The following is a 24,616-nucleotide window of genomic DNA, read 5'->3' on the forward strand; positions in this document are numbered from 1 at the left end:
CATGCAGAACGAGATGATCACCGCGCGCCTCCGCGAGCAGGCCGAGCTGCGGCGGTCCCTCGCCCCGGCCCCGCTCCCGCTCGACGGCACCCGGACGGCGCTGCTCGTCATCGACCTGCAGGAGTTCTTCATGGCGCCGGGAATGCCGATGGAGGTGCCGGCCGCGCGCGACGTCGTCCCGAACGTCAACCGGCTGGCCGGCGCCGTCCGCGAGGCCGGGGGATCGGTGATGTGGCTGCGGATGACCGCCGACCCCGACGCTCCCCGCTGGGGCGCCTTCTTCGAGATGCGGCCGGACTGGATGGAGAGCGCGATGACCGAGCTGCTCCGGGCGGGGCAGCCGGGTCACCGGCTGTGGGCCGGGCTGGAGGTGCAGCCCGGGGACCCGGTCGTGGACAAGACGCGCTTCAGCGCGCTGATCCAGGGGTCCTCCGACCTCGACGCCCAGCTGCGGGCGCGGGGTGTCGACACCGTGCTGGTCACCGGAACGCTGTCCAACGTGTGCTGCGAGTCCACCGCCCGGGACGCGCTGATGCTCGGCTACCGGGTCGCGTTCGTCTCCGACGCCAACGCGGCCCGCGACGAGCTCACCCACAGTGCCGTGCTGTTCAGCCTGGCCGGCGTGTTCGCCGACGTCCCGACCACCGACGAGGTCGTGGCCGCGCTGGGCCGGGTGCCGCAGGAGCACCTCCCCGCCGGCTGACCGGATCAGCCGGGGACGACGGTCAGCGCCGGTCGCGGCCGGCGGGACCGGACCGGCCGGCAGGCCAGCAGCCCCAGCGTGACGGCGACGAGGTCCTCCGCGACGGCGGCCTGCCAGTCCGGCACCCGGGTCGACGCCCACCGCCGCCACGCGATCCCGCCGAACGACCCCGCCGCCGAGCCGGCCACCCCGGCCAGCACGGGCAGCGCGGCGTTGGCGCCCTCCCGGCCGGCCAGCTGCCCGGCACCGCCCGCGGCCGAGACCATCCGGGCCCCCAGCGCGCCGCGGCCGGTGCGCGGTGGGGTGCCCGGCAGCTTGTCGGTGACCAGCTCACCGGCGAGGGCGGCGACGGCGGCGACCTGCCTCCGCCGGGCGGTGCCGGCGGTGGTGAGCGCCGGCGCGCCCAGCCCCACGGCGCTGCGGCCGCCGGTCGCGACCCCCAGGAGCGCGAGGAGGACGGTGAGCCCGGCACCGGCCGGCCGCCGCGGCCGGGACCGCTCCGCCGGGGTCGGCACCGCTGCCAGCACCGCCTGCACGGCCGCCCCGTAGGCCAGGTGCGGCACGGCGTCGGCCGTCCGGTCCGCGGCCGACCAATCGCGCGGGTCGCTGACCCCCAGCGCGGCGACCGGGCCATCGGTCGCCGCCATCGAGGCCGCACCGGCCGCCAGGGCGCCCACCGCACCCGGCAGCCGCAGCCCCGCCGACCGGGCCGTGCTGGCCAGGACCCCGACGGCGAGGCCCTGCGCGATCCCGGCCAGGGCGCCGAGCGCGGTGCGCCGCGCCTCCCGCTCCGCGCCGGAACCGGGTACCGGGCGGCCGAGCGCATCGGCGAGGGCGTCCACCGTGCGCGCCGGGACGGTGCTGGCCGGGCGGCCGCGCACCGCCATGTCGAGGTACGTGACGACGTTCAGGGCGACGGTGCCGGCCGCACCGGCGAGCACTCCCCGTGCGAAGGACCCGGTCATGCCCCCGACCCTGCGTGCGGGACGTCCCCGCGGCAACCCGGTTGGTCCGGAGCGCGGGGACACCTCCGCCCGGAAGCAAGGTGGCGGCACCCCGCGCCCAGCTGACCGGACCGCTGCGCAGGGTGAACGGCGTGCGCCGTTTCTCCGCGGGCTGTTGACCGGCGACGGTGCGGGGAACACGCTGACCGCGCCCGATCCGGAAGGCTCCGAGCCAGAGGACCACAGATGACCGTCGAGCCCGCCGCTGCACGAGCGCCGCACGGACCGGGGCGGGGGGTCGAGGCCGAGGCGGTGGACGCCGGTTACCTGCAGAAGCGGGAACTGCGCACGGGCACCGCCGGGTGGGTGCTGCTGGCCGGGCTCGGCGTCGCGGCGGTCATCTCCGGCGACTACGCCGGCTGGAACTTCGGGCTGGCCGAGGGCGGCTTCGGCGGCCTGCTGATCGCCGTCGTCCTGATGGCGGTCATGTACTCGGCCATGGTGTTCGGCCTGGCCGAGCTGGGTTCCGCGCTGCCGACCGCCGGCGGTGGCTACACCTTCGCCCGGCGCGCGCTGGGCCCGTGGGGCGGCTACGCCACCGGCATCGCCGTGCTCATCGAGTACGCGATCGCGCCGGCCGCCATCGCCACCTTCATCGGCGCCTACGTGGAGTCCCTCGGCCTGTTCGGGATCACCGACGGGTGGTGGGTCTACCTCGCCGTCTACGCGATCTTCATCGGCATCCACCTGCTGGGCGTCGGCGAGGCGCTGAAGGTCATGATGGCCATCGCCGGGGTCGCCGTCGCCGGCCTGGTGCTCTACCTGGTGGGCGCCGTCCCGGCCTTCGATGCCGGCAAGCTGCTCGACATCGCGCCCACCGGCGCCGCCGGCGCCTCGGACTTCCTGCCGTACGGGGTGCTCGGCATCTGGGCGGCGTTCCCTTTCGCGATCTGGTTCTTCCTCGCCGTCGAGTGCGTGCCGCTGGCGGCCGAGGAGGCCCGTGACCCCGCCCGGGCGATGCCGCGGGGCATCGTGGCGGCGATGGGCGTGCTGCTCGTGCTGGCCGTGCTGATGCTGGTGTTCACCTCCGGGGCGGGCGGGTCGGCGGCGATGTCGGCCAGCGGCAACCCGCCGGTCGAGGCGCTCGAGGTCGCCGGGGCGTCGAGCTGGCTGACCACGGTGGTCAACTACGCCGGGCTCTTCGGCCTGGTCGCCAGCTTCTTCTCGATCATCTACGCGTACTCGCGGCAGACCTTCGCCCTGTCCCGGGCCGGGTACCTGCCACGCCGGCTGTCGATCACCAACTCCCGCAAGGCGCCGATGCTCGCGCTGCTGGTGCCCGGCGCGATCGGTTTCGTGCTCTCGCTGACCGGCCAGGGCGCGATGCTGCTCAACATGGCGGTGTTCGGCGCGACGGTCTCCTACGTGCTGATGATGGTCTCCCACATCGTGCTGCGCCGGCGCGAGCCGGACCTGCCGCGGCCCTACCGGACCCCGGGCGGCACGGTCACCACCGGCATCGCGCTGGTGCTCGCCGCGGCGGCCGTCCTGGCCACCTTCCTGGTCGACCCGGTCGCCGCGGTGTGGACGCTGGTCGCCTACGGCGTCTTCCTGACCTACTTCGCCCTCTACAGCCGGCACCACCTGGTGGCCGCGGCGCCGGAGGAGGAGTTCGCCGCACTCGCCGCCGCCGGCGAGGAGCTGCGGTGAACCGGCGGACCACGCTGGCCGGGCACACCTACGAGTTCCCGGCGCTGTCGGACCTGCTGGCCAAGGCCACCCCGGCCCGCTCCGGCGACGTCCTCGCCGGCGTCGCCGCGGAGTCGGAGGCGCAGCGGGTGGCCGCCCAGCTGGTGCTGGCCGACGTGCCGCTGGCCACCTTCCTCGACGAGCAGGTGGTCGGCTACGACGAGGACGACGTCACCCGGCTGATCCTCGACGGCCACGACCCGGCCGCGTTCGCCCCGGTCTCCGCCCTCACGGTGGGGGAGTTCCGCGACTGGCTGCTGGCCCGGGCCGCCGAGGGCGACGAGGCGGCGATCTCCGGCCTGGCCCGCGGGCTGACCCCGGAGATGGTCGCGGCGACGTCGAAACTGATGCGCACCGCCGACCTGGTCGCCGTCGGCCGCCGCACCCGGGTGGTCACCGGGCTGCGCAGCACGCTGGGGCTACCCGGACGGCTGGCGTCCCGGCTGCAGCCCAACCACCCCACCGACGACGCGATCGGGGTGACGGCGAGCATCCTGGACGGGTTGCTGCACGGCTGCGGGGACGCCGTCATCGGGATCAACCCGGCCACCGACTCCCCGACGCGGACCGTCGCCCTGCTCGAACTGGTCGACGCGGTGATCAGCCGCTACGAGATCCCCACCCAGTCCTGCGTGCTGGCCCACGTGACCACCACGCTGCGGGCGCTGGAGGCCGGGGCCCCGGTCGACCTGGTGTTCCAGTCGGTCTCCGGGACGCAGGCGGGCAACCGCGGGTTCGGGGTCACCCTGGACCTGCTCGCCGAGGCCCGGGCCGGTGCCCTGGAGCTGGGACGCGGCACGGTCGGGGAGCACGTCACCTACTTCGAGACCGGGCAGGGCTCGGCGCTGTCGGCCGACGCGCACCGCGGCGTCGACGGCCGGGCGGTCGACCAGCAGACGCTGGAGTGCCGCGCCTACGGGGTGGCCCGCGCGTTCGACCCGCTGCTGGTGAACACCGTCGTCGGATTCATCGGCCCGGAGTACCTCTACGACGGCAAGCAGGTGATCCGGGCCGGGCTGGAGGACCACGTCTGCGGCAAGCTGCTGGGCCTGCCGATGGGCGTGGACGTCTGCTACACGAACCACACCGACGTCGACGGCGACGACACCGACACGTTGGTGCTGCTGCTGGGCGCCGCCGGCTGCGGGTTCGTCATCGCCGTCCCCGGGTCGGACGACGTGATGCTGCACTACCAGTCGCTGTCCTTCCAGGACGTGCTCACCGCCCGGCAGGTGCTCGGCCTCCGGCCCGCGCCGGAGTTCGAGACCTGGCTGGGCCGGATGGAACTGCTCGACGACGCCGGCCGGGTGCGCGACCTGGCCCCCGACACCCCCGCGGCGAAGGCCCTGCTCGCCGCGGCCCTCCCATGACCCATCCCGAGGGCCGAAGTCGCGACTTTGGCCCTCCGGACGACCCGTGGGCGGTGCTGCGCGGGTCGACCCGCGCCCGGGTGGCGCTGGGCCGGGCCGGCGACGGCCTGCCGACGGCCCGCTGGCTGGAGTTCCGGGCCGCGCACGCCGCCGCCCGGGACGCCGTGCACACCGCGCTGGACGGCGACCTGGTGCGGACGGCGCTGACCGCGGCCGGCGTGCCCCTCGACGTGCTCGAGGTGCGCAGCCGGGCACCCGACCGGGGCACCTACCTGCAGCGCCCCGACCTGGGCCGGCAGCCGGCCGAGGGCACCGAGCTGCCGGCCGGCCGCTACGACCTGGCGCTGGTGCTCGCCGACGGGCTCTCGCCACGGGCGGTGCACGAGCACGCCGCCGGCACCGTCGCGGCGGTGCTCGAGCGGCTGCCCGGCTGGTCGGTGGCCCCGATCGTGCTGGCGCACCAGGCCCGGGTGGCGCTGGGCGACCCGGTCGGGCAGGCGCTGGGCGCCGCGGTGGTCGTCGTCGCCGTGGGGGAGCGGCCCGGCCTCAGCTCGGCCGACAGCCTGGGCCTCTACCTCACCTCCGGCCCGCGGCCGGGGCGCGCGGACTCCGAGCGCAACTGCATCTCCAACGTGCGCCCCCCGCACGGGTTGGCCTACGTGCAGGCCGCGGACACCCTCGCCGCGCTGCTGCAGGCGGCCCGACGGCTGGGTGCCTCCGGGGTGGTGCTCAAGGACGAGGGGGCGGCCCTGCCGCCGGGCGGCGGATGATCAGCGCCGGACCTGGCGCCCCACCCACATCACGCCGCTGAGCAGCCTCTCGACCGGGTCGCGGCGGGGCGGCTCCTCGGTCGCGGGCCAGCGCGGCGCCATGTCCGGGTCGGCGTCGACCTTGGCCGCGGTGACGCTGGTGGGGGTGGTGACGGTGCCGATGCGCACCTGCAGCCGCTGCCGGATGTCGTCGGGGGTGTAGGACCGACGGTGCCGTTCGTGGCGGGTCAGTACTGCGCCGGTGGCAGCGACTCCTGCGAGACCGGCGACTCCGAGGAGCTTCACGAGGCGCATGTCCCCTACGGTATCGGCGTGGCCGACTCCCGTGCCCTTTCGCTGCACGACGCTGTGGAGCTGACTCGCACCGGTGACGTGTGGGTGTTCCGTGGTGCGTCGCTGGCGGACCGGGCCATCCAGACCCTGACCAACGCCCCGGTGAACCACGTCGGCATGGCCGTGGTCATCGACGACCTGCCACCGCTGCTGTGGCACGCCGAGCTCGGGCACTCGCTGCCGGACGCCTGGACCGGCCACCACCAGCGCGGCGTGCAGCTGCACGACCTGAACGACGCGGTCTGCGTGTGGCGCAAGCGGTACGGCCAGCAGGCCTGGCTGCGCCAGCTCGTCGGCCCGGCCGACGACGGCGGCGTCACGCAGGAGATGGAGGACGAGATGCTGCGCACCATCGCCCTCCTCGACGGCCGGCCGTTCCCCACGACCCGCGGCCTGGTGCGCGGCTGGGTCAACGGCAAGGTCCGCCGGCACGAGTCCAACGACACCGTCTTCTGCGCCGAGCTGGTCGCGGCCACCTACACCGCGATGGGGCTGCTGCCGGCCAACCGGCCGCTGACGAGCTACGACCCGGGCAGTTTCTGGTCCGGCGACCAGCTGGGCCTGATCGGCGCGGAGCTGGGCCCGGAGATCGAGGTCGACGTTCCCGACGCGACTGACCCCTGCTGACCCGGGGGGTTCAGCGGGGCTCGGTCGCGCCGTCGCCGAAGACCTCGCGGGGGTCGAGCCGGCCGTCGACGACGTCCGCGGCGAGGTCGTCCACGGTGCGGCCCCGGGCATAGGCCTGGGCGCGGAGCACGGCCAGCGCCTCGTCGGTCTCGACCCCCAGCGCCAGGCTGGTCATGCTCATCGCCCGCCACACCCCGGCGCGGTGCCGGGCCGACGGGCTCTGCAGCCACCGCGGGCCGTCGGTCTCCTCCCACGACGACCACACCGCGGCCTCGGCCAGGGTGGCGGTGACGAGGTCGCCGATGGTCATGGCGGCGAACACGTCGAGCACCGGCACCTCGTCGGCCCGGCGGAAGTACAGGTCGATCGCGCCGGCACCGGCCAGGCCGCGGCGCAGCGGCAGCGCGACGATGCCCCGGTAGGGGGTGCGGGACAGCAGCAGGTCGTGGAAGGCCGGCCAGCGGCGCGCCATGTCCTGCGCGACGACGAACACCGGCTGGCGGGCCTCGCTGGCCTGCAGGCACGGACCGGCCCCGACGGTGAACTGCAGCCGCTCGGCCAGGCCGGAGTGCGCGTCGCTGGCGCCCAGGGGGAAGTGCCGGTCGGGGTCGACCCGCACGCTGATCCCGACGCCGTCCACGGGCAGCACCCGGGCCACCGCCCGGGACAGCCGCTGCGGCAGCAGCTCCGGCAGGGCTTCCGGCGTCGCCTGCTCCGAGAGGGCCGCGCGGAACCGCTCGGCCAGGGTCGCGCCGCTGTCCATGCGCGTGAGGTGCCCCCAGCGGCGAGCGGCAACCGTGCGAGCCCGGCGGTCATCCGGCTACGGCGGTGGGCACCTTCCGCCGGCCCAGCTCCAGCACGGTGTCGTCGTCCCGGGCGAGGTCGCCGTCGTGCGTCACGCAGACCACCAGCCGGCCGGCCAGCGCCCGGCGCAGGTCGGCGACCAGCGCCCGGGCCGTCGGCGGGTCCAGGTGCGCGGTCGGCTCGTCGAGCAGGACGACGTCCCGGTCGGCGAGCAGCGCGCGGGCGACGGCCAGCCGCCGGCGCTCACCACCGGACAGGCTCGTCCCGCCCGCGCCGACCGGGGCGTCGAGGCCGGCCGGCAGCGCGGCCAGCAGCGGCCCCAGCCCGGCCGCGCTCAGCGCCGACCGCATCGCGGCGTCGCCGTCCGGCCCGGCCAGCGCGCCGCGTGGGCGGGCCAGCGCCAGATTGGCCCGCAGCGAGGCGTCGAAGACGTGCGCGTCCTGCGGGCACCAGGCGACGGCGGCCCGGACGTCCTCGCCGGTCAGCTGCGCCACCGCGACCGGGCGGCGGCCGTCGCCCAGGACGTACTCGCCCGACGCCGGCCGCAGGGCAGCCATCAGCACGCTCAGCAGCGTCGACTTGCCCGAGCCGGAGGGGCCGGTCACGACCAGCCAGTCGGGCCCGGCGGTGGCGACCAGGTCGAGGTCGCGGAGCACGCCGGGCCGCCCGGGCCAGCCGGCGGTGAGCCGCTCGGTGCCCAGCTCCCGCACCGGTCGCGGCGCAGGAAGGCGGTTCTCCGCTGCGGGGTCGGCGGCCACCGGCTCGGCCAGCACCGCCTCGACCCGGGCGCGCGCGTCCCGCCAGGCCGATCGGTGCCGCCGGGCGGCGTTCACCGAGACCAGCGGGTCGAGCAGGGCGAGCGGGGCCAGGGCGAGCACCGCGGCGGCCGGAGCGGACAGCGCGCCGGTACCGACGGCGGTCGCCCCGGCGGCCAGCGCCAGGACGGCGGCCGCGCCGCTGGCCAGCACCGCGACCGCGTCACCCACGGCGGTGGCCACGGCCGCGGACTGCGCCGCGCGGCCCTGCCGGCGACCCAGTCCGTCGAGCCGGTCGACCTCGCCGCCGGTCAGGCCGGCGGCGCGCAGGTCCGCGGCGGCCTCCAGCACGGCGCTGGTCTCCCGCAGGGTGCGGGTCTGCAGCACCGCGGCCGACCGCGCCGGGCCGTGGTCGGCGACCCGGTGCACGGCCAGGATCGTGAGCACCGCGACCAGCAGGACGACGCCGGTGAGCGCACCGGCCCGCGGGTCGAGCACCGCGATCACCGCCGTCGTCCCGGTCAGCACGGTGCCGGCGACCAGGGGTGGTGTGCCCACCCGGACCGACAGGTCCTGCAGCAGACCGACGTCCCCGACCAGGTGGGCCAGCGCGCGGCCCGGCGAGCGGTCGGCCGCGGGACCCTGCGCGGCCAGTGCGCTCCACAGCCGCAGCCGGGTGCGCTGGGCGAGCTGGAGGGCGGCGTCGTGACCGGCCAGCCGTTCCAGCCAGCGAAGGCCGGCGCGGGCGAGCCCGAAGCCGCGCACGCCCGCGGTCGCGACCAGCAGGGTGAGGACCGGTGGCTGCTCGGCGGCCCGGACGATCAGCCAGCCCGAGACCGCGGTGAGCGCGATCCCGGACGCGCTGGAGGCGGCGCCGGCGAGCACCGAGCGCACGACCGCCCGGCGGGGCCGGCCCAGCCCGCCGTCCCCGGCCCGGCTCCCGGTAACCGGAGCCCGGCCGCCGGGAGGGCTTTCTGTGCCGGAAGCCCGCACCGGGGCCGTGGTGGCCGGGGGGACGGCGGGGGTGTCGAGATCGACGACGGCGTCGGCGAGGGCGGCCAGCGACGGCTCGTGGGTGACCAGCACGGTGCACAGGGAGCCGCGCAGCTGGTGCAGGACCTCGGCGACCCGGGCGGTGGAGGCGGCGTCCAGCGACGCGGTCGGCTCGTCGAGGAGCAGCACCCGGGCGCCGACCTGCACGCGCACCAGCGCCCGGGCGAGGGCCACCCGCTGCAGCTCACCGGGGGAGAGGGTGCGGCAGGCGCGGTCGCGCAGGGGTCCGGCGTCGAGCCAGTCCAGCGCGGCCTCGACCAGCGCGTCCGCCCGATCCTCGGGCAGGTCCGCGGCGTACCGGCGCAGCTCGCCGGCGACGGTGTCGGCGACCGTGCGCGGGAACTGGGGGACGACGGCGACGTCCTCGGGCCGCAGCACCGTGCCGGACACCGCGGCCGAGGCGCCGTCGAGCAGCTGCCCGGCGAGGACGGCGAGCACCGTGGACTTGCCCGACCCGCTGGGCCCGCGCAGCGCCACCAGCTCGCCGGGGTCGACGGTGAGGTCGAGGCCGGCCACCGCGGGGGCGCGCCGGCCGGGGTAGCCGACGGTCAGGCCGGTGACGGTGATGCCGCGCGGCCGGCCCGCCGGGGGTGCCGCGACCACCGGGCGCGGCACCGGGGTGGCGAGCACCCGGCGGGCCGCGGCGGCGGCCTCGGTGGCGTCCTCGGCGGCGTGGTGCGCCGACCCCAGGGCCCGCAGCGGCGCGAAGGCCTCCGGGGCGAGCAGCAGCGCGAGCAGCCCGACGTCCAGCGAGAGGTGTCCCTCGACCAGCCGGACGCCGACGGTGACCGCGACCAGCGCGACCGACAGGGTGGCGATCAGCTCGAGCACCAGCGCGGACAGGAACGCGACCCGCAGCGTGGCCAGCGTGCGCCGGCGGGTGGTCTCGCCCAGCTCGGCCAGGGCGTTGAGCTGGTCGGCGGCGCGGCCCAGCCCGACCAGCACCGGCAGGCCCCGGACCAGCTCGGCGACGTGCCCGGCGACCCGGTCCAGCGCGCGGGCGGCGGCCGCCGTGGCGTCCCGGGTGTGCAGGCCGACCAGGGCCAGGAACAGCGGCACGAGCGGCAGGGTGACCGCGACCAGCAGCGCGGACAGCCAGTCGGCGACGCCGATCGCCACCAGCACCACCGGCGGGACGACGACCGTCTGGGCCAGCGCCGGGAGGTAGGTGGCCAGCGCCGGGCCGAGGTCGTGCAGCCGGGTGGTGGCCAGCACCGCGGCGGGCCCGCGGCCGCCGGCGGCGTCCACCGCCTCGCCCTCGCCGGCCAGCAGCCGGGTCAGCAGCCGGTGGCGGAGGGCGTCCTCGGCGCGGCGGGCGTCCCGGGCGGCGAGCACCGCGCCGGCGGCACGCGCCGCCGCCCGCACGGCGATCCCGAGCGCGGCCACCGTCAGCGCCGTCCCGGGGACGCCGGCCGCTCCGCCGGCGGCGACGTCGGCCACCGCCCGGGCCAGCCCGGCGGCGAGCAGGACGACGCCGACGGTCTGGACCAGGGCTGCCGTCGCGGCCCGGGCCAGCGCGCCGGGCAGCCCCGGCACCCCGGCCAGCGCCCCCAGCGGCCCGCGTCCCCCGCTTCCTTCCGCCAAAATGGCCATTTTGGCGGAACCGGGGAAGGTCATGCGGGCACCTGCTCGCGGTGCGGGGTCTCCGGGTCGGCGGTCAGCCGCTGGCGGAACACCCAGTACGTCCAGGCCTGGTAGCCGAGCACCACCGGCAGGCCGAAGCCGGCGACCCAGGTCATAACGGTGAGCGTGTAGTCGCTGACCGAGGCGTCCGCCACGGTGACGTCGAAGGCGGCGTCGATCGTGGACGGCACGACCACCGGGTAGGCAGCCCCGAAGATCGTGGCCGCGGCGGCGAGCAGCAGCACCGACCAGGCGGTGAAGGCGGCGCCCTCGCGGTCGGCCCGCAGGAACTGCCTGGCCACCAGCACCGACAGCGCAGCGACCAGCCACAGCGCCGCGGTGACCGCGGTGCCCGAGCGCAGCTGCACCAGCCCGGCCCACGCCAGCAGGGGCAGCGCGGCGACCAGGGACCAGCGGCGGGCGAACGCCCAGGCGGCCGCGCGCACCGGCCCCTCGACCTTGAGCGCCAGGAAGACCGCGCCGTGGACGAGCGAGAAGCCCAGCACGGCGAGGCCACCCAGCAGCGCGGACCAGCCGATGCCGGCGAGCGCGCCGCCGACCCGGATGCCGTCGGCGTCGATCGGCAGGCCCAGCGTGGTGGCGCCCAGCGCCGCCCCGATGCCGAGCGCGGCGACCAGCGAGCCGGCGGTGATGACGTGCGTCCAGGTGCTGTCCCACCGGGCGTCGTGGGAGGAGTGCCGCCACTCGAAGGCCACCGCCCGCACGATCAGCCCGAGCAGCACCAGCACGAACGGCAGGTACAGCGCCGGCAGCCAGGTGGCGTACCAGCCGGGGAAGGCGGCGAAGACCGCGCCGGCGGCGGTGATCAGCCAGACCTCGTTGCCGTCCCACAGCGGGCCGATCGAGCGCAGCATCAGGTGCCGGTCGGCCGGCCGGCGGCCGAGCACCGGCAGCAGCGCAGCGACGCCGAAGTCGAAGCCCTCGAGCAGCAGGAAACCGGTCCACAGCACGGCGACGGCGGCGAACCACAGGGTCTGCAGGTCCATGGTGAGCTCCTAGTAGGCGAAGGAGAGGACGTCGTCGTCGGCGTCGCGGCCGCCGGGGGTGTCGTCGTCCGGGCTGCCGCCGGGCGGGCCGCCCGGCGTCGGGGCGCCGTCGCCGCTGGTGACCCCCCGGCGGACGAAGTGCGCGAGCAGGCCGAACTCGATGACGGCGAGCACGCCGTAGACGAGGGTGAGCACCGACAGCGACGTCCAGACCTCGGCGGCGGTGACGCCGGGGGAGACGGCCTGGGCGGTGAAGAACCAGATCTGCTCGTCGACCGGCACGTCGGGGTTCGGGACGACGACGAACGGCTGGCGGCCCATCTCGGTGAACACCCAGCCCGCCGCGTTGCCCACGAACGGGGCACCGACGGCCAGCAACGAGCCGTAGACGCCGACCTTCGAGGTCGGCACCCGGCCCTTCCGGGTGGCCCAGAGCGCGTACGCGCCGACCCCGGCCGACAGCACGCCCATGCCGATCATCAGCCGGAAGCCCCAGTAGGTCACCGCGAGCACCGGGCTGTAGTCGACCGGCTCGCCGGCCAGGTCGCCGAAGCGGTCGGGGTCGTCGGGGTAGGTGGCGCCGTAGACCTCGGCGTAGCGCTCCTGCAGCTCGTTGACCCCGGGGACGGCGGTGGAGAAGTCGCCGTGCGCCAGGTAGGAGAGCACGTAGGGAACGGTGAAGGAATGCACGTCGTCGCACTCGTTGCTGCCCAGCTTGCCGAAGGCGAAGACCGAGAAGGACGCCGGCGCCTCGGTCTCGCACAGGGCTTCGGCCGAGGACATCTTGAGCGGCTGCTGCTGGTACATCAGCTTGCCCTGCCAGTCGCCGGTGAGGGCGACCGCGAGGAAGGCGGCCAGCGACACCCAGCCGCCCAGCCGGACCGAGCGGTGCCAGACCCGGTGATCGACGTCGTCGGGGGAGAGGCCGGCCAGTCTGCGCCGGCGCAGGTGCCACAGGCCGATGCCGACCAGCAGCGCGCCGGCCACGGTCAGCGCGGCGACGACCGCGTGGCTGAAGGCGGCGATCGCGGTGTTGTTGGTCAGCACGGCGCCGATGCTGGTCAGCCGGGGCGCATCGCCGTCCATCACGACGCCGACCGGGTGCTGCATCCAGGAGTTGGCGGCGATGATGAAGTACGCGCTCACCACCGAGCCGAGAACCGCCGCCCACAGGGCGGCCAGGTGCACCTTCTTCGGGATCCGACCCCAGCCGAAGATCCACAGGCCGAGGAAGGTGGACTCGAGGAAGAAGGCGAGCAACGCCTCCATCGCCAGCAGCGAGCCGAAGACGTCGCCGACGAAGCGGCTGTACTCGCTCCAGGCCAGGCCGAACTGGAACTCCTGCACCAGCCCGGTGGCCACGCCGAGCACGAAGTTGATCAGGTAGACGCGGCCCCAGAACCGGGTCATCCGCAGCCACTCGGGCTTGTCGGTGCGCACCCACATGGTGTGCATGACCGCGACCAGCAGCCCCAGTCCGATGGTCAGCGGGACCATCAGGAAGTGGTAGACGGTGGTGATCCCGAACTGCCAGCGAGCGATGTCCAGCACGTCCACCGCGGTCTCCCTCGAGTAGCTGTCGTACGATCGACGCGTTGTTTCTACGCTGCGTAGAACCCACTCTTCTACGACGCGTAGAAAAATGCTCTGTGAGTCGGGCGACAGGAGGTCCGGTGGCATCTCTCGGCGAGCTGGAGCGGGCCGTCATGGACCGGCTGTGGTCGGCCGGCGGTGCGCTCAGCGCGGCCGACCTGCGGGACGGACTGGCCGATCGTGGGCTGGCGTTGACCACCGTGCACACCGTGCTGACCCGGCTGGAGCAGAAGGGCTTCGTCGTGCACGACGAGGAGCGGCCGCGCCGGTTCACCGCCCGCGCCTCCCGCGAGGAGCACGCCGCCGAGCTCATGCGCGAGGTGCTCGGTCAGGCCGGGAACCGGCAGGCCGCGCTGGCCCGGTTCGTGGGCTCGGTCAGCGCCGACGAGGTGGGCATGCTGCGGCAGCTGCTGGCCGAGCACGCCGGCGCCGGCGTGGACGAGCCCCCCGCCGGCTGACCGTGCTCCCGGCCACCGCGGTCGCGCTCGGCGTCCTGGCCGCCCTGCTGGCCTGGCCCGTGCCCGTCGCGCTCGCCCGCGCCGGGTGGCCGCGGCGCGACCCGCTCACCGCGCTGCTGTGCTGGCAGGCGATCGGCCTGGCCGGCGGGCTGTCCATGATCGGCGCACTGCTGGTGCACGGCCTGGCACCGTGGGGGCACTCGCTGCCCGAGGCCTGGTGGCGCTGGGTGACCCGGGAGCCGGCGCAGGAGGCCGTGCGGGGCGACCACTGGGTCGCCCAGACTCTCGCCGCCGTGCTGGCGCTGGAGCTGCTGGGCGTGCTGCTGCTGTCGTCGGTCCGCACCGCCCGCACCCGACGCCGGCACCGCGAGCTGCTGGAGCTCGTCGTCCGGCCCGGCGGCCCGGCGGGGGAGACCCTGCTGCTCGAGCACCCCGCGCCGGTGGCGTTCTGCATCCCCGGCGCCCGGCCGCTGCTCGTGCTCTCCTCGGGGATGCTGGCCGAGCTGGACGACGCCCAGCTGGCCGCCGTCATCGCCCACGAGCGGGCGCACCTGGCCGAGCGGCACCACCTGCTGCTGCTGCCGTTCGTCGCCTGGCGGGCCGCGCTACCGGTGCTGCCGGCGGCCGGCCGGGCGCACGACGCCGTCCGGGACCTGGTCGAGATGCGCGCCGACGACGTGGCGCTGGGCTCGCTGTCCGGCCCCGATCCGCGCCGCACGCTGGCCGTCGCGATCGTGGCCGCCGCGGGCGGGTCGAGCGGGCAGGTGCCCGACGGGGCGCTTGCCATCACCGGGGGGTCGGTGGCGGTTCGCGTGCGGCGGCTGCTCGCCCCCGCGGATCCGCTGCCCCCCGGAGCCCGGGGGGCAGCACTGGCCGGCGCGGTCGCCCTGCTCCTCGTGCCGACGCTGCTGCTGCTGCTTCCCGCCGTGGCCTGACTCGCCCGGCCGGCCGGCGGTCACCACCCCTACCGGCGTCACCCGAGCCACCCGACCACCGGGCCTGCACCCGGTCCACGACAGTCGAATGGCCCGGGTCCAGCATCCGATCCGGACGATCCACCACCGTTCTGAGTCGCCACGGCGACATGTCCACCCGTCGACATGTCTCGCCGGGCGACATGTCTCGCCGGGCGACGGCCGGTTCGCCGGGTGGCGGGAACGCTCAGCCCTCCGGAACGTGGCCCCGGCTCGCCAGCCAGGCGGCGGCCAGCTCGCGCGCCCGCTGCACCGGGTCGACGGCGCCGAGCCCGGGGGTGGTCCACTCCCGGGCCGAGCGGGCCAGCGCGCCGTCGTAGCAGAGCAGCAGGGTGGTGGCGGCCTCGTCCGGGTCGGCGACGCCGGCGGCAACGGCGAGCTCCCGTAGCCGGTCGGTCAGCAACCGCGAGTCGGCGCGCAGCCACGGCTGCCCCGGGTGGTCGGCCGGCAGCTCGGTGGCCGCGGCGAGGAACCCGCAGCCGCGCCGATTGCCCTCCCGCTCCCGGTACCGGACCGCGGCGTCGAAGACCGCCAGCAGTCGGTCGACCGGATCGGTGCGCTCGGCGAGCACCTCGTCCCAGACTCGACGCCACAGTTCGTGCCGCTGCTCCAGGTAGGCGGCCACCAGTCCGTCCTTGCCGGCGAAGTGGGCGTACATCGTCGCCGGGGCCACCTGGGCGCGGGCGAGCACCGCGTCGACCCCGGTCGCGGCGATGCCGGACTCGTAGAAGAGCTCGCCGGCGGCGGTGAGCAGTCGCTCGCGAGCGGGCCGGGTCGCGGAACGCGGGGTCACGGCCTTAGTGTAACGCTCGTTATGGCGAAGCGATCGTTACAGTCAGCGGCGCTCGACCGGCCGGCCGCTCTGATCGTGCCCGGACTGGCGGTCATCGCGGTCACGTACGGGCTGGCCAGGTACGGCTTCGGCCTCTACCTGCCGCAGTTCCGGGCCGCGTTCGGGCTCTCTCCGGGCACCGCGGGCGCGATCGCGTCGGCCGGCTACCTGGCGTACTGCCTCGCCGCCGTCGCGGGCCAGCGGCTGGCCGGGCGGGCCCGAGGTCGCCGGGCGCTCTGGCTGGCCGGGGGCACGGCTGCGCTGGGCTCGCTGCTCGTGGCAGCCGCGTGGTCGGTCCCGGCCCTGGCGGTCGGGGTGCTCGTCGCCGGCAGCGGGGCAGGGGCAGCCACCCCGGCGCTGGTCGCCGCGGTGTCGGCGACCGTGCGGCCGGACGCCGAACCCCGGGCGCAGGCGCTGGTCAACAGCGGAACCGGTGCCGGCGTCGTCGTCGGCGGGCTGCTCGTGCTCGCCGTGCCCAGCGCCTGGCGGCCGGCCTGGGCGGGGTTCGCGGTGGGAGCCGTGCTGGTCACCGGGTGGGCCGACCGGAACAGCCGCTGGCCCACCGTTCCGCCGACCCGCCCGGAGGCGCCGCTGCGCGACCTGGTCCGGCCGCTGGTCGCCGCCGTCCTGGCGGGTGCGGGCTGCGCCGCCGTGTGGACGTTCGGGCGGGACCTGATGACCGGTGCCGGTGCGCTGCCCGAGGGCACGACCGGGCTGCTCTGGTGCGTGCTGGGAGCCGCCGGCCTGATCGGTGGGCTCAGCGGCGACCTGGTGCTGCGGGTGGGGCTGCGCGGGGCCTGGCTGTGCTCGGCCGGGATCGCGGCCGCCGCCGTCCTGCTGCTCGCCGCGCTGCCCGGCTCGCCCGCCGTCGTGGCGCTTGCGCTGGCCGGGTTCGGCGCCGCGTTCGTCGCGCTCAGCGGGGTGCTCATCGTCTGGGGCGGGTGCCGGGCACCCGCGGCGGCACCGCAGGCCGCGGCGGTGCTGTTCATCGGCCTCACGGTGGGGCAGGCGGCCGGCGCCCTGCTGCTGGGGGCGGTGGCGGACGGGACGAGCACCCGGACGGCGTTCCTCGTCGCTGCGGCCCTGGTCCTCGCCGCGGCACCGGCCGCGGAACCGGCCGCGGAACCCGTGGTGCCCGGGTGCGATCCGGCGGTGGCGGTCAGCCGGTCGGGTCGTCGAGCTCGCGGCGGGCGGCGTCGCGCTGGTCCCGGGCCTCGGTGACATCGGCACGGGCATCGGCCAGGTCGTCCTGCAGGCCCACGATCAGCTGGGCGGACGCCAGTGGGTGACCGTCGTCCAGCAGGCCCCGGACCCGGGCGGCGAGCTCGAGCTGCGAGCGGGAGTAGCGGCGGTGCCCGCCGCCGGAGCGGTGCGGGGCGAGGACGCCGGCGGAGTCGAGGCTGCGCAGGAAGGCCGCCTGGACGCCCAGGAGCTCGGCCGCCTGGCTCATCGTGAGCACCGGGTGTTCGGGGTCGTCGAGGGGGCGCAGCGGGTCGGGGTTCACGGGGCGTCCTCCGGGTGGGAACGGCGGAGGGGCGGGGCCGCGCGGCCCCGCCCCTCCCGGAGCGTCCGGCCGATCAGCTCTCGACAGACTGCTGAGCGGACCCGCCCTCGATGGTGTGCGCCTCCACCGCGGCCGGGGTGTCGGCCCGGGTCACGGAGATCTTGCGCGCCTTGGCCTTCTCCGCGACCGGGATGCTCACGGTGAGCACACCGTCGTGGTAGCTGGCCTCCAACCGGTCGGTGTCGAGGCTGCGGCCCAGCACCAGCTGCCGGGTGTAGCTGCCGAACGGCCGCTCGGCCACCGACCACTCCGCGTTCTCGAGCTGCGGAACGGAACGCTCGGCGCTGATCGTCAGCGTGGTGCCCTCGACCGACAGGTCGATCGAGCCGGGGTCGACACCGGGCAGGTCGAAGTGGGCGACGAAGTGGTCGCCGACGCGGTAGGCGTCCATCGGCATGCCCGCCAGGGCACGGGCCGTGGTGGTGCCGGCGCGGCCGGTGAGCTGGTCCAGCGCGCGGAAGGCGGCGGACGTGGCGGCGAACGGGTCGTAGGCGGTCAGCATCATGGCTGAGTACCTCCAGGTCGTACGGGTGCTGTTCTGGTGTGCGCTGCCTGCTGGGATCCGTTCCCTGCGGAACCTCCAGTGGCAACTGAAGAATACCTCGGACGCGCACCGAGGTAAACATCGCGGGCCGGAGAAGATTCCGCCACGTCGTGCGGACGGCAACGGGAGCGCAGGGGCTCAGGAGGGCGAGCGCCCGTCGGGCCGGTCGAAGCTGACCTCGACCTCCTGGAACCCCTTGCTGCGCTGGGCCTTGGCCATGCCGGTGTAGCTGCGCCGGTCGCCGGCGGTCAGGTGCACGTCGTCGGTGAACGGGGTGAGCAGCGCGCGCGGGTAGAGCCGGTCGACCCGGACCACGTTGATCTCCACGCACAGCACGCCGACGACGGCGGCCAGGTAGAGGAACGCCAACAGCCCCAGGACCAGCGCGAACACCCCGTTGGTCGCGCTGGCGGTCTCCATCACGTACCCGACGTAGGTGACGCCGAAGGTCTGCAGCAGCTGCCAGAGCACGGCGGCGGTCAGTGCACCGGGGAGCACCTGCCGGACGGTCAGGGGCCGCGGCGTGGCCAGCCGGAAGGCGAAGACGAAGACCACCGCGTTGACGGCGATCGCGGCGAGGAAGAGCGCCACCCGCAGCAGCGAGCCGAACGGCCCGGCGTCCCCGGCGCCCACCGCGGACAGCGCCGTGGTCCCGACGACCGCCAGGCCGGCGGTGCCCAGGAGCAGCAGGCTGCGACCGCGGGCGAGGAACGGGTTGGGCCGGACATTGCGCGGCACCGCCCACGCGGTGTTCATCGCGTACTGCACCGCCTGCGCGACGCCCAGCCCGCCGTACAGCGAACCGAGCACGCCGACGACGATGCCCAGCACGCCCCCGCTCAACTCACCGGGCCGGCCCAGCTGCTCACCGACCACCGGGAACTGGCTGAGCGCCGAGTCGATGACCCGCTGCTGCAACTCCGGGTTCCCGGTCAGGACGTACCCCAGGATCGTGGACATCAGCAGCAGCAGGGGGAACAGCGAGACGAACGCGTAGTAGGTGATCAGCGCGGCGAGGTAGGGCCCGAAGTCGTCGACGTACTTGTAGACGACGGCGATCGGGAAGCTCGCGCCCGGGTGGCGCCGCTGCAGCCGGTCGAGTCGGTCGGCAAGGCTCACCGGCGCAGTGCACCACGGCCTTCCGTTGCGCACCACAGGACTCGAGCGCGCGGCAGCCGCCCGACCGGGAGAGGGTCGGCGGTGTGCACGAGCAGACCGCGGCCGACGCCGTCCAGCCCTTCCGCGTCGACGTGCCGCAGGCCGAGGTGGACGACCTCGCCGACCGGCTGACCCGGACCCGGTGGCCGGCGCCGGCCCCGGCAGACGCCGAGGACGGCTCCCGCGGGCTACCGGCCGCGGTGCTGCGCGAGCTGGTCGAGCACTGGTGCACCGGCTGGGACTGGCGGGCGCAGGAAGCGGCGCTGAACGCCTGGCCGCAGGTGACGACGACGGTCGACGGCACCCGGCTGCACGCCCTGCACGTGCGCTCACCCGAACCGGACGCCGTTCCGCTGGTGCTGGTGCACGGATGGCCCGGCTCGATCGTGGAGTTCGCCCGGGTGCTCGGCCCGCTCACCGACCCGCGGGCGCACGGCGGTGACCCGGCCGACGCTGTGCACCTCGTCGTCCCCTCGCTGCCCGGCTACGGCTTCTCCGGCCCGCCGCCGGACACCGGCTGGACCACCGCGCGGATGGCCCGGGCCGTGGCCGAGCTGGTGCGCCGGCTCGGGTACGACCGGTACGCCGCGCACGGTGGCGACTGGGGGTCGCAGGTGGTCCGCGACCTGGCGGTCTGCGACGCCGCCCACCTGCTCGGCGTGCACGTGACCATGACCATGGGCCTGGCGGCCGGGCAGCCGACGACCGAGGACGAGCGCCGGGCGGCGGAGCGGGCCGCCCGCTTCCGCCGGGACCTCGCCGGCTACAACCTGCTCCAGTCGACCCGGCCGCTGTCGATCGCCGCCGCGCTCACCGACTCCCCGGTCGGCCAGCTCGCCTGGATCGCCGAGCGCTTCGCCGAGTGGACCGATCCGGCGAGCGTCGTGGACCGGGACCTGCTGCTCACCGACGTCGCCGTCTACTGGTTCACCCGCACGGCCGGCTCGTCGGCGCAGGTGTACTGGGAGACCCGGCACGCCGGCCCCGGGGAGTGGTCCCGGGAGGTGCCCACCGGGGTCGCGGTGTTCCCGTACGAGCTGATCCCGCCGACCCGGGCGGTGGTGGCGCGCACCGTCGACCTGGTGCACTGGACCGAGTTCGACCGCGGCGGGCACTTCCCGGCGATCGAGGTGCCCGACCTGCTGGTCGGCGACCTGCGGGCGTTCCTGCGGCGGGCGCGCTGAGCCAACCCACAGCGGACGTCCAGCGGCGTGGGGGAGACTTCGATCATGCGTGTTCTCTCCCGCCTGCTCGCCGTCCTGGTCATCGGTCTGGCGACCCTCCTCCTGGGCGCCGCACCGGCGCTCGCCGTTCCGCCGTTCGCGCCGGAGGAGCAGCTCGCCGATCCGGCCAACGTGCTCGACGGCGGCGAGGAGGCCGAGGTCCAGGCGGCGTTGCAGGAGCTGCAGACCGAGGACGGCACCCAGCTCTACATCACCTACGTCGAGTCGTTCGACGGGCTGGGCGGTTCCGAGTGGGCCGAGCAGGCGTTCGACCTGGCGGGGCTGGGCACCAACGAGGTGCTCTTCGCGGTCGCCACCGAACAGGAGCGCGTCGGCTACTACGTGGGGCCGAACACCCCGGTGTCCGAGGCGGACCTGGCCTCGTTCGTCTCCACCGAGGTCGAGCCGTACCTGGGCCAGGGCGACTGGACCGCCGCGGCGGTGACCCTGGCCGAGGGGATCCAGGACGGCGGGGGCAGCGCGGCCGGCGGTGCCGGCGACGGCGGCGGCGGCGCCCTGGCGGTGCTGCTCGGGATCGCGGTGATCGGTGGCGGCGGCTACGCCCTGGTCCGCAGCCGGCGCCGCAAGAAGCAGGCGGCCGCCTCGGCGAAGGCGGCCGAGGAGCGCGCGGCCGCCGAGGCCGCGGCCCGCGACCCGCACCACGGCACCTCCACCGAGCAGCTCACCTTCCGGGCCAGCGAGGAGCTGCTCGCCCTCGACGAGGCGGTCAAGACCTCCGAGCTGGACCTGGCCTACGCCCGCTCGCAGTACGGCGACGAGCCGGTCGCCGGCTTCGGCGAGGCGCTGGACGAGTCGAAGGGGGAGCTGTCCCGGGCGTTCACCATCCGCCAGGAGCTGGACGACGACATCCCGGAGGACGAGCCCACCCAGCGGCGGATGCTCACCGAGCTGCTCCAGCTGACCGCCGCGGCGAACGCCCGGCTGACCGGCCAGGCGGAGGCCTACTCCCGGCTGCGTGACCTGGAGAAGTCCGCTCCGCAGGCGCTCGGGGCGCTGGTGCCGGCGGCGGAGGCGGTCAGCGCGCAGGTGCCGGCGGCCGAGCGCACGCTGGCCGACCTCGAGCAGCGCTACGCCCGCACCGCGTGGTCGTCGGTCGCCGACAACGGAACCGAGGCGCGGGCCCGGATCGAGCTGGCCCGGCAGGTCATCGCCCACGGCCGGGCCGAGCTCGACGCCGGCCGGCCGGCCGGTGCGGTGCCGGCCATCCGTGCCGCCGAGGACGCGCTGGCGCAGAGCCGGACGCTGCTCGAGGCGGTCCGCCGGCTCGCCGACGAGCTGGAGTCGTCCGGGGCCCGGTTCGAGGCGGTGCGCATCGAGACCGAGAAGGACATCGCCGAGGCGCACGCGCTGCTGGAGCGGGGGATCGACACCCGCGGGCTGCGGGAACAGCTCGCCCGAGCGGAGAGCGCGCTGGCCGCCACCACCGGCCCGCAGCGTTCGGGCCCCGGCCTGCCCGACCCGCTGGCCGTGGTCCGGCAGCTCGACGAGGCCGACCTGGCGCTGGAAGCGGCGCTCGAGCTGGCCCGGGACGACCGGCAGCAGCAGCTGGAGCGGGCCGGGGCCCACTTCCAGTCCGCGTTCCAGTCCGCGGTCGCCTCGGTGACCATGGCCGGCGACTTCATCACCACCCGCCGCGGCGCGGTGGGCAGCTCGGCCCGCACCCGGCTGGCCGAGGCCGAACGGCACCTGGACACCGCGATGCGGCTGCGCACGGAGGACCCGACCGGCGCCCTGCACGCGGCGCAGCGCGCCGACGCGCTCGCCCGGCAGGCCATGGAGGCGGCCGAGCAGGACGTCAACCGCTACCAGTCCGACGGCTACGGCGGCGGGTACCAGGGCCGCGGTGGCTACGGCGGCAGCGGGTTCGCCGGCGGCCTGGCCGGCGGGATGCTCGGCGGCCTGCTGCTCGGCGGTCTGGGCGGGGGCTTCGGCGGGGGCTTCGGCGGTGGCGACGGGGGCGGCTTCGGTGGCGGCGGTGACTTCGGCGGGGGTGACTTCGGCGGCGGCGGCAGCTTCTGACCGGGCACACCGGACCGCCGCCGTCCGGCCGGCGCCACGCGCCCGCCCACCTGGTCCACCTGACCGGGTGTGCCGCCTAGCCTGACCGGGTGCCGGACCATCCCCACAGCCACGGCCCCGATCCGGACGCCCCGCCGCCGGATCCCGCCGCGATCGCCCGCCGCCGGTGGGCGGTGCGGCTGATGCTGTTCCTGCTGGTGCCCGCCGGGCTGGCCACCGTCATCGGCCTGATCGCGCTGTGGCCCAGCGCGGAGCAGACGGCGGCGCAGCAGGCCGCGGAGTCGTTCTACCCGCCGGGCACCACCTACCCGGTGGGCACGGTGGCCTCGGTGGAGGCGCGGGACTGCGGTGAAAGCGCCCCCGGCCAGCCGCTGCCCTGCGCCCTCCAGGCGGTGGTGGTCGTCTCGGAGGGGGAGGGCGCGGGCGACTACGTGCAGGTTGAGCTGCCCCCCGAGGTGGCCGACCTGGGCATCGAGGCCGGCGACGAGCTGGTGCTCAGCCGGGACCCCGGCATCGACGCCGGCGGGCCGACCTACCAGTTCCAGGACTTCGCCCGCGGCACACCGATCGTCGTGCTGGCGCTCATCTTCGCCATCGTCGTCGGGCTGGTGGCCCGGCTGCGCGGGCTGGCCTCGCTGCTCGGGCTCGGCTTCGCGTTCTTCGTCCTGCTGAAGTTCATGCTGCCCGCGCTGCTGGCCGACCAGTCACCGATCCTGGTCAGCCTGGTCGGGTCGGCGGCGATCATGTTCGTCGTCCTCTACCTCGCCCACGGCTTCACCGCCCGGACGACGACGGCGCTGGTCGGCACGCTGTTCGGGCTGACCCTGGTCGCCGTGATGGGAGCGGTGGCGGTCGCCGTCGCCCGGCTGACCGGCTTCTCCAGCGACGAGACCATCCAGCTGCTGCAGTTCGACCCCACGCTGGACTTCACCGGGCTGGTGCTGGCCGGCATCGTCGTCGCCGGCCTCGGGGTGCTCAACGACGTCACGATCACCCAGGCCTCGGCGATCTGGCAGCTGTCCGAGGCCTCCCCGCAGATGGGCTGGCGGGAGCTCTACTCCCGCGGGATGGCGGTGGGCCGGGACCACATCGCCTCCACCGTCTACACGATCGTGTTCGCCTACGCCGGCGCCGCGCTGCCCCTGCTGCTGCTGTTCGAGCTCTACCAGCGGCCGGCCTGGACGGTGCTCACCGGCGAGGCGCTCGGTACCGAGGTGATCCGCACCCTGGTCGGGGCGATCGCCCTGGTGCTCGCCGTCCCGGTGACCACGGCGGTGGGTGCGCTGCTGGCCGCCGCCTCGACCAGCGCCGTCCCGACGGCGCCCGTGCCCGGGTCCGGCCCGGACGTCGGCGCGGCGTCGGCGCGGGCCCGGCGGGCCGGGCCCCGGACGGGCGCACGCGCCGCCGGGCCGCGGGCCGCCGGGCGCCCGCCGCGGGAGGACGGACTGCGATGACCTCCGATCTGCTCGCATCCGCAGCGGCCGCCCCCGGGTTCATGCCGGCCGACGAGGGCCGCGCGCTCTACCGGGCCGCCCGGTCGGTGGAGGTGCCCGGCCCGCTGCTGGAGGTCGGCAGCTGGCTGGGGAAGTCGGCGCTCTACCTCGCCGCCGCCGCGCGGGAGACCGGCCGGGTGGTGGTCACCGTCGACCACCACCGCGGCTCGGAGGAGCACCAGCCCGGGTGGGAGTACCACGACCCGTCGCTGGTCGACCCGCACACCGGCCGGATCGACACCCTGCCCGGGTTCCGGCGGACGATCGCCGACGCCGGTGCGGAGGACGTCGTCCTGACCGTGGTGGCACGGTCGGAGGTGCTCGCGCCGCTTTGGTCGACGCCGCTGGCACTGCTGTTCCTCGACGGCAGCCACACCGAGGAGTCCGCCCGCCGCGACCAGGACGCCTGGGTCGCGAAGCTCGCGGCCGGCGGCACGCTGGCGATCCACGACGTCTTCCCCGACCCGGCCGACGGCGGGCAGGCACCCTTCGGCGTCTACTCCCGGGTGCTCGCGTCCGGGGAGTTCACCGAACTGCCCGGCACCGGCTCGCTGCGGTTGCTGCGCCGCGTGGCGCAGGCCCCTGGGACGATGGCCCGGTGACCATCGTGGACGACCTGACCCGGGCCCGCGCCGAGACGCTGGCCCAGATCGACGCGCTGACCCGCGAGTTCGACGAGGTCGTGGCGGCGTCGAAGTCGTCCAACGCCGACGACGAGCACGACCCCGAGGGGGCCACCATCGCCTTCGAGCGCCAGCAGGTGGCCGCGCTGCTGGCGCGGGCCCGCCGCCGGCTCGCCGACGTCGACGCGGCGCTGGTCCGGGCGGCGGCCGGCGACTACGGGACCTGCGCCGACTGCGGGCGGCCGATCGCTGCGGAGCGGCTCGAAGCCCGGCCGCAGGCCCGCACCTGCATCGAGTGCGCCGGGGGGCCGGCCCCCCGCCGGTGAGCGGGTGATCGGGCGGGACGAGCCTGGCCGGCCGTCGGCAAATTTACTAC

The 24,616-nt window shown here is 75.8% G+C and carries 23 protein-coding genes; 13 read left to right on the forward strand and 10 right to left on the reverse strand.

Features of this window, described 5'->3' with window-relative positions; all coding sequences use genetic code 11:
• Nucleotide 1: 1 nt before the first annotated feature.
• Entirely contained in the window at nucleotides 2-703 is a 702-nt protein-coding gene (locus tag ACYVG5_RS02785) for a cysteine hydrolase family protein (RefSeq protein ID WP_222046400.1), read from the forward strand.
• Between the two features lie 5 nt (nucleotides 704-708).
• Here the strand turns inward: ACYVG5_RS02785 and ACYVG5_RS02790 are convergent, their stop codons facing one another.
• Nucleotides 709-1,668, reverse strand: coding sequence for a hypothetical protein (locus ACYVG5_RS02790; protein ID WP_460682943.1), 960 nt, complete (start codon nucleotides 1,666-1,668; stop codon nucleotides 709-711).
• A gap of 225 nt (nucleotides 1,669-1,893) precedes the next feature.
• Between ACYVG5_RS02790 and eat the strand changes: the two genes are divergently transcribed.
• Genes eat through eutC form a run of 3 tightly spaced genes read left to right on the forward strand, consistent with a single transcriptional unit; the run spans nucleotide 1,894 to nucleotide 5,536 of the window.
• Entirely contained in the window at nucleotides 1,894-3,357 is a 1,464-nt protein-coding gene (gene eat, locus ACYVG5_RS02795; protein WP_222046404.1) for an ethanolamine permease, read from the forward strand.
• Entirely contained in the window at nucleotides 3,354-4,766 is a 1,413-nt protein-coding gene (locus tag ACYVG5_RS02800; protein ID WP_222046406.1) for an ethanolamine ammonia-lyase subunit EutB, read from the forward strand. The genes eat and ACYVG5_RS02800 overlap by 4 nt, the downstream gene beginning before the upstream one ends.
• Nucleotides 4,763-5,536, forward strand: a complete 774-nt coding sequence (gene eutC, locus ACYVG5_RS02805; RefSeq protein WP_222046408.1) for an ethanolamine ammonia-lyase subunit EutC — start codon at nucleotides 4,763-4,765, stop codon at nucleotides 5,534-5,536. The genes ACYVG5_RS02800 and eutC overlap by 4 nt, the downstream gene beginning before the upstream one ends.
• On the opposite strand, the gene ACYVG5_RS02810 is transcribed toward eutC, so the two are convergent.
• Complete coding sequence (locus ACYVG5_RS02810) at nucleotides 5,537-5,830, reverse strand: hypothetical protein (RefSeq protein WP_222046410.1); 294 nt, start codon at nucleotides 5,828-5,830, stop codon at nucleotides 5,537-5,539. It abuts the gene before it with no gap.
• A gap of 18 nt (nucleotides 5,831-5,848) precedes the next feature.
• On the opposite strand from ACYVG5_RS02810, the gene ACYVG5_RS02815 reads away from it, so the two are divergent.
• Complete coding sequence (locus ACYVG5_RS02815; RefSeq protein ID WP_222046412.1) at nucleotides 5,849-6,496, forward strand: hypothetical protein; 648 nt, start codon at nucleotides 5,849-5,851, stop codon at nucleotides 6,494-6,496.
• Nucleotides 6,497-6,506: 10 nt separating this feature from the next.
• Here ACYVG5_RS02815 and ACYVG5_RS02820 read toward each other — a convergent pair whose 3' ends face one another.
• The 4 genes from ACYVG5_RS02820 to ACYVG5_RS02835 are packed head-to-tail and all read right to left on the reverse strand — an operon-like array spanning nucleotide 6,507 to nucleotide 13,295.
• On the reverse strand, nucleotides 6,507-7,259 hold the full coding sequence (locus tag ACYVG5_RS02820) for a GAF domain-containing protein (protein WP_222046414.1): 753 nt from the start codon (nucleotides 7,257-7,259) through the stop codon (nucleotides 6,507-6,509).
• A gap of 49 nt (nucleotides 7,260-7,308) precedes the next feature.
• Nucleotides 7,309-10,725 carry a thiol reductant ABC exporter subunit CydC gene (gene cydC / locus ACYVG5_RS02825; RefSeq protein WP_460682944.1) on the reverse strand — a complete coding sequence of 1,139 codons (3,417 nt, stop codon included), beginning with the start codon at nucleotides 10,723-10,725 and terminating at the stop codon, nucleotides 7,309-7,311.
• A complete protein-coding gene (gene cydB / locus ACYVG5_RS02830) occupies nucleotides 10,722-11,738 on the reverse strand; it encodes a cytochrome d ubiquinol oxidase subunit II (RefSeq protein WP_222046418.1) in 1,017 nt (338 codons plus the stop codon). Before cydB ends, cydC begins: the two co-directional genes overlap by 4 nt.
• Before the next feature lie 9 nt (nucleotides 11,739-11,747).
• Nucleotides 11,748-13,295: a cytochrome ubiquinol oxidase subunit I gene (locus ACYVG5_RS02835; protein ID WP_222046420.1), complete on the reverse strand. Its 1,548-nt coding sequence runs from the start codon at nucleotides 13,293-13,295 to the stop codon at nucleotides 11,748-11,750.
• A gap of 116 nt (nucleotides 13,296-13,411) precedes the next feature.
• On the opposite strand from ACYVG5_RS02835, the gene ACYVG5_RS02840 reads away from it, so the two are divergent.
• Nucleotides 13,412-13,789, forward strand: a complete 378-nt coding sequence (locus tag ACYVG5_RS02840; RefSeq protein WP_222046422.1) for a BlaI/MecI/CopY family transcriptional regulator — start codon at nucleotides 13,412-13,414, stop codon at nucleotides 13,787-13,789.
• Nucleotides 13,790-13,791: 2 nt separating this feature from the next.
• Nucleotides 13,792-14,724: a M56 family metallopeptidase gene (locus tag ACYVG5_RS02845; RefSeq protein WP_222046424.1), complete on the forward strand. Its 933-nt coding sequence runs from the start codon at nucleotides 13,792-13,794 to the stop codon at nucleotides 14,722-14,724.
• Nucleotides 14,725-14,950: 226 nt separating this feature from the next.
• Here ACYVG5_RS02845 and ACYVG5_RS02850 read toward each other — a convergent pair whose 3' ends face one another.
• Complete coding sequence (locus tag ACYVG5_RS02850) at nucleotides 14,951-15,556, reverse strand: TetR/AcrR family transcriptional regulator (RefSeq protein ID WP_222046426.1); 606 nt, start codon at nucleotides 15,554-15,556, stop codon at nucleotides 14,951-14,953.
• A gap of 75 nt (nucleotides 15,557-15,631) precedes the next feature.
• On the opposite strand from ACYVG5_RS02850, the gene ACYVG5_RS02855 reads away from it, so the two are divergent.
• A complete protein-coding gene (locus tag ACYVG5_RS02855) occupies nucleotides 15,632-16,816 on the forward strand; it encodes an MFS transporter (RefSeq protein ID WP_460682945.1) in 1,185 nt (394 codons plus the stop codon).
• Here ACYVG5_RS02855 and ACYVG5_RS02860 read toward each other — a convergent pair.
• From ACYVG5_RS02860 to ACYVG5_RS02870, 3 genes are all read right to left on the reverse strand, one after another.
• Nucleotides 16,755-17,099, reverse strand: coding sequence for a helix-turn-helix domain-containing protein (locus ACYVG5_RS02860; protein ID WP_460682946.1), 345 nt, complete (start codon nucleotides 17,097-17,099; stop codon nucleotides 16,755-16,757). The two genes, ACYVG5_RS02855 and ACYVG5_RS02860, sit on opposite strands and share 62 nt — an antisense overlap.
• 73 nt (nucleotides 17,100-17,172) lie before the next feature.
• On the reverse strand, nucleotides 17,173-17,664 hold the full coding sequence (locus tag ACYVG5_RS02865) for an Hsp20/alpha crystallin family protein (RefSeq protein ID WP_222046430.1): 492 nt from the start codon (nucleotides 17,662-17,664) through the stop codon (nucleotides 17,173-17,175).
• A 177-nt stretch (nucleotides 17,665-17,841) separates the two neighbouring features.
• Nucleotides 17,842-18,822 carry a YihY/virulence factor BrkB family protein gene (locus ACYVG5_RS02870; RefSeq protein WP_222046432.1) on the reverse strand — a complete coding sequence of 327 codons (981 nt, stop codon included), beginning with the start codon at nucleotides 18,820-18,822 and terminating at the stop codon, nucleotides 17,842-17,844.
• An 83-nt stretch (nucleotides 18,823-18,905) separates the two neighbouring features.
• Here ACYVG5_RS02870 and ACYVG5_RS02875 point away from each other — a divergent pair, with 83 nt between their 5' ends.
• The 5 genes from ACYVG5_RS02875 to ACYVG5_RS02895 all read left to right on the forward strand — a co-directional run bounded on the left by ACYVG5_RS02875 (nucleotide 18,906) and on the right by ACYVG5_RS02895 (nucleotide 24,566).
• Nucleotides 18,906-20,045 (forward strand): epoxide hydrolase family protein, encoded by a 1,140-nt coding sequence (locus ACYVG5_RS02875; protein ID WP_222046434.1) that lies wholly within the window; start codon nucleotides 18,906-18,908, stop codon nucleotides 20,043-20,045.
• A 45-nt stretch (nucleotides 20,046-20,090) separates the two neighbouring features.
• Complete coding sequence (locus tag ACYVG5_RS02880) at nucleotides 20,091-22,124, forward strand: TPM domain-containing protein (RefSeq protein ID WP_222046436.1); 2,034 nt, start codon at nucleotides 20,091-20,093, stop codon at nucleotides 22,122-22,124.
• 89 nt (nucleotides 22,125-22,213) lie between these two features.
• Nucleotides 22,214-23,578: a YibE/F family protein gene (locus tag ACYVG5_RS02885; protein WP_460682947.1), complete on the forward strand. Its 1,365-nt coding sequence runs from the start codon at nucleotides 22,214-22,216 to the stop codon at nucleotides 23,576-23,578.
• Entirely contained in the window at nucleotides 23,575-24,219 is a 645-nt protein-coding gene (locus tag ACYVG5_RS02890) for a class I SAM-dependent methyltransferase (RefSeq protein WP_222046438.1), read from the forward strand. The genes ACYVG5_RS02885 and ACYVG5_RS02890 overlap by 4 nt, the downstream gene beginning before the upstream one ends.
• Nucleotides 24,216-24,566, forward strand: a complete 351-nt coding sequence (locus tag ACYVG5_RS02895; protein WP_222046440.1) for a TraR/DksA family transcriptional regulator — start codon at nucleotides 24,216-24,218, stop codon at nucleotides 24,564-24,566. The genes ACYVG5_RS02890 and ACYVG5_RS02895 overlap by 4 nt, the downstream gene beginning before the upstream one ends.
• The last annotated feature ends 50 nt before the right edge of the window (nucleotides 24,567-24,616 follow it).

Source organism: Modestobacter lapidis, from assembly GCF_054780755.1.

Excerpts from the sequence above, each read along its gene's own strand:
- eat (WP_222046404.1), top strand. The coding sequence starts at position 1,894 with ATGACCGTCGAGCCCGCCGCTGCACGAGCGCCGCACGGACCGGGGCGG.
- eutC (WP_222046408.1), top strand. The coding sequence starts at position 4,763 with ATGACCCATCCCGAGGGCCGAAGTCGCGACTTTGGCCCTCCGGACGAC.
- ACYVG5_RS02785 (WP_222046400.1), top strand. The coding sequence starts at position 2 with ATGCAGAACGAGATGATCACCGCGCGCCTCCGCGAGCAGGCCGAGCTG.
- ACYVG5_RS02810 (WP_222046410.1), bottom strand. The coding sequence starts at position 5,830 with ATGCGCCTCGTGAAGCTCCTCGGAGTCGCCGGTCTCGCAGGAGTCGCT.
- cydB (WP_222046418.1), bottom strand. The coding sequence starts at position 11,738 with ATGGACCTGCAGACCCTGTGGTTCGCCGCCGTCGCCGTGCTGTGGACC.
- ACYVG5_RS02890 (WP_222046438.1), top strand. The coding sequence starts at position 23,575 with ATGACCTCCGATCTGCTCGCATCCGCAGCGGCCGCCCCCGGGTTCATG.
- ACYVG5_RS02865 (WP_222046430.1), bottom strand. The coding sequence starts at position 17,664 with ATGATGCTGACCGCCTACGACCCGTTCGCCGCCACGTCCGCCGCCTTC.
- ACYVG5_RS02880 (WP_222046436.1), top strand. The coding sequence starts at position 20,091 with ATGCGTGTTCTCTCCCGCCTGCTCGCCGTCCTGGTCATCGGTCTGGCG.
- cydC (WP_460682944.1), bottom strand. The coding sequence starts at position 10,725 with ATGACCTTCCCCGGTTCCGCCAAAATGGCCATTTTGGCGGAAGGAAGC.
- ACYVG5_RS02790 (WP_460682943.1), bottom strand. The coding sequence starts at position 1,668 with ATGACCGGGTCCTTCGCACGGGGAGTGCTCGCCGGTGCGGCCGGCACC.
- ACYVG5_RS02820 (WP_222046414.1), bottom strand. The coding sequence starts at position 7,259 with ATGGACAGCGGCGCGACCCTGGCCGAGCGGTTCCGCGCGGCCCTCTCG.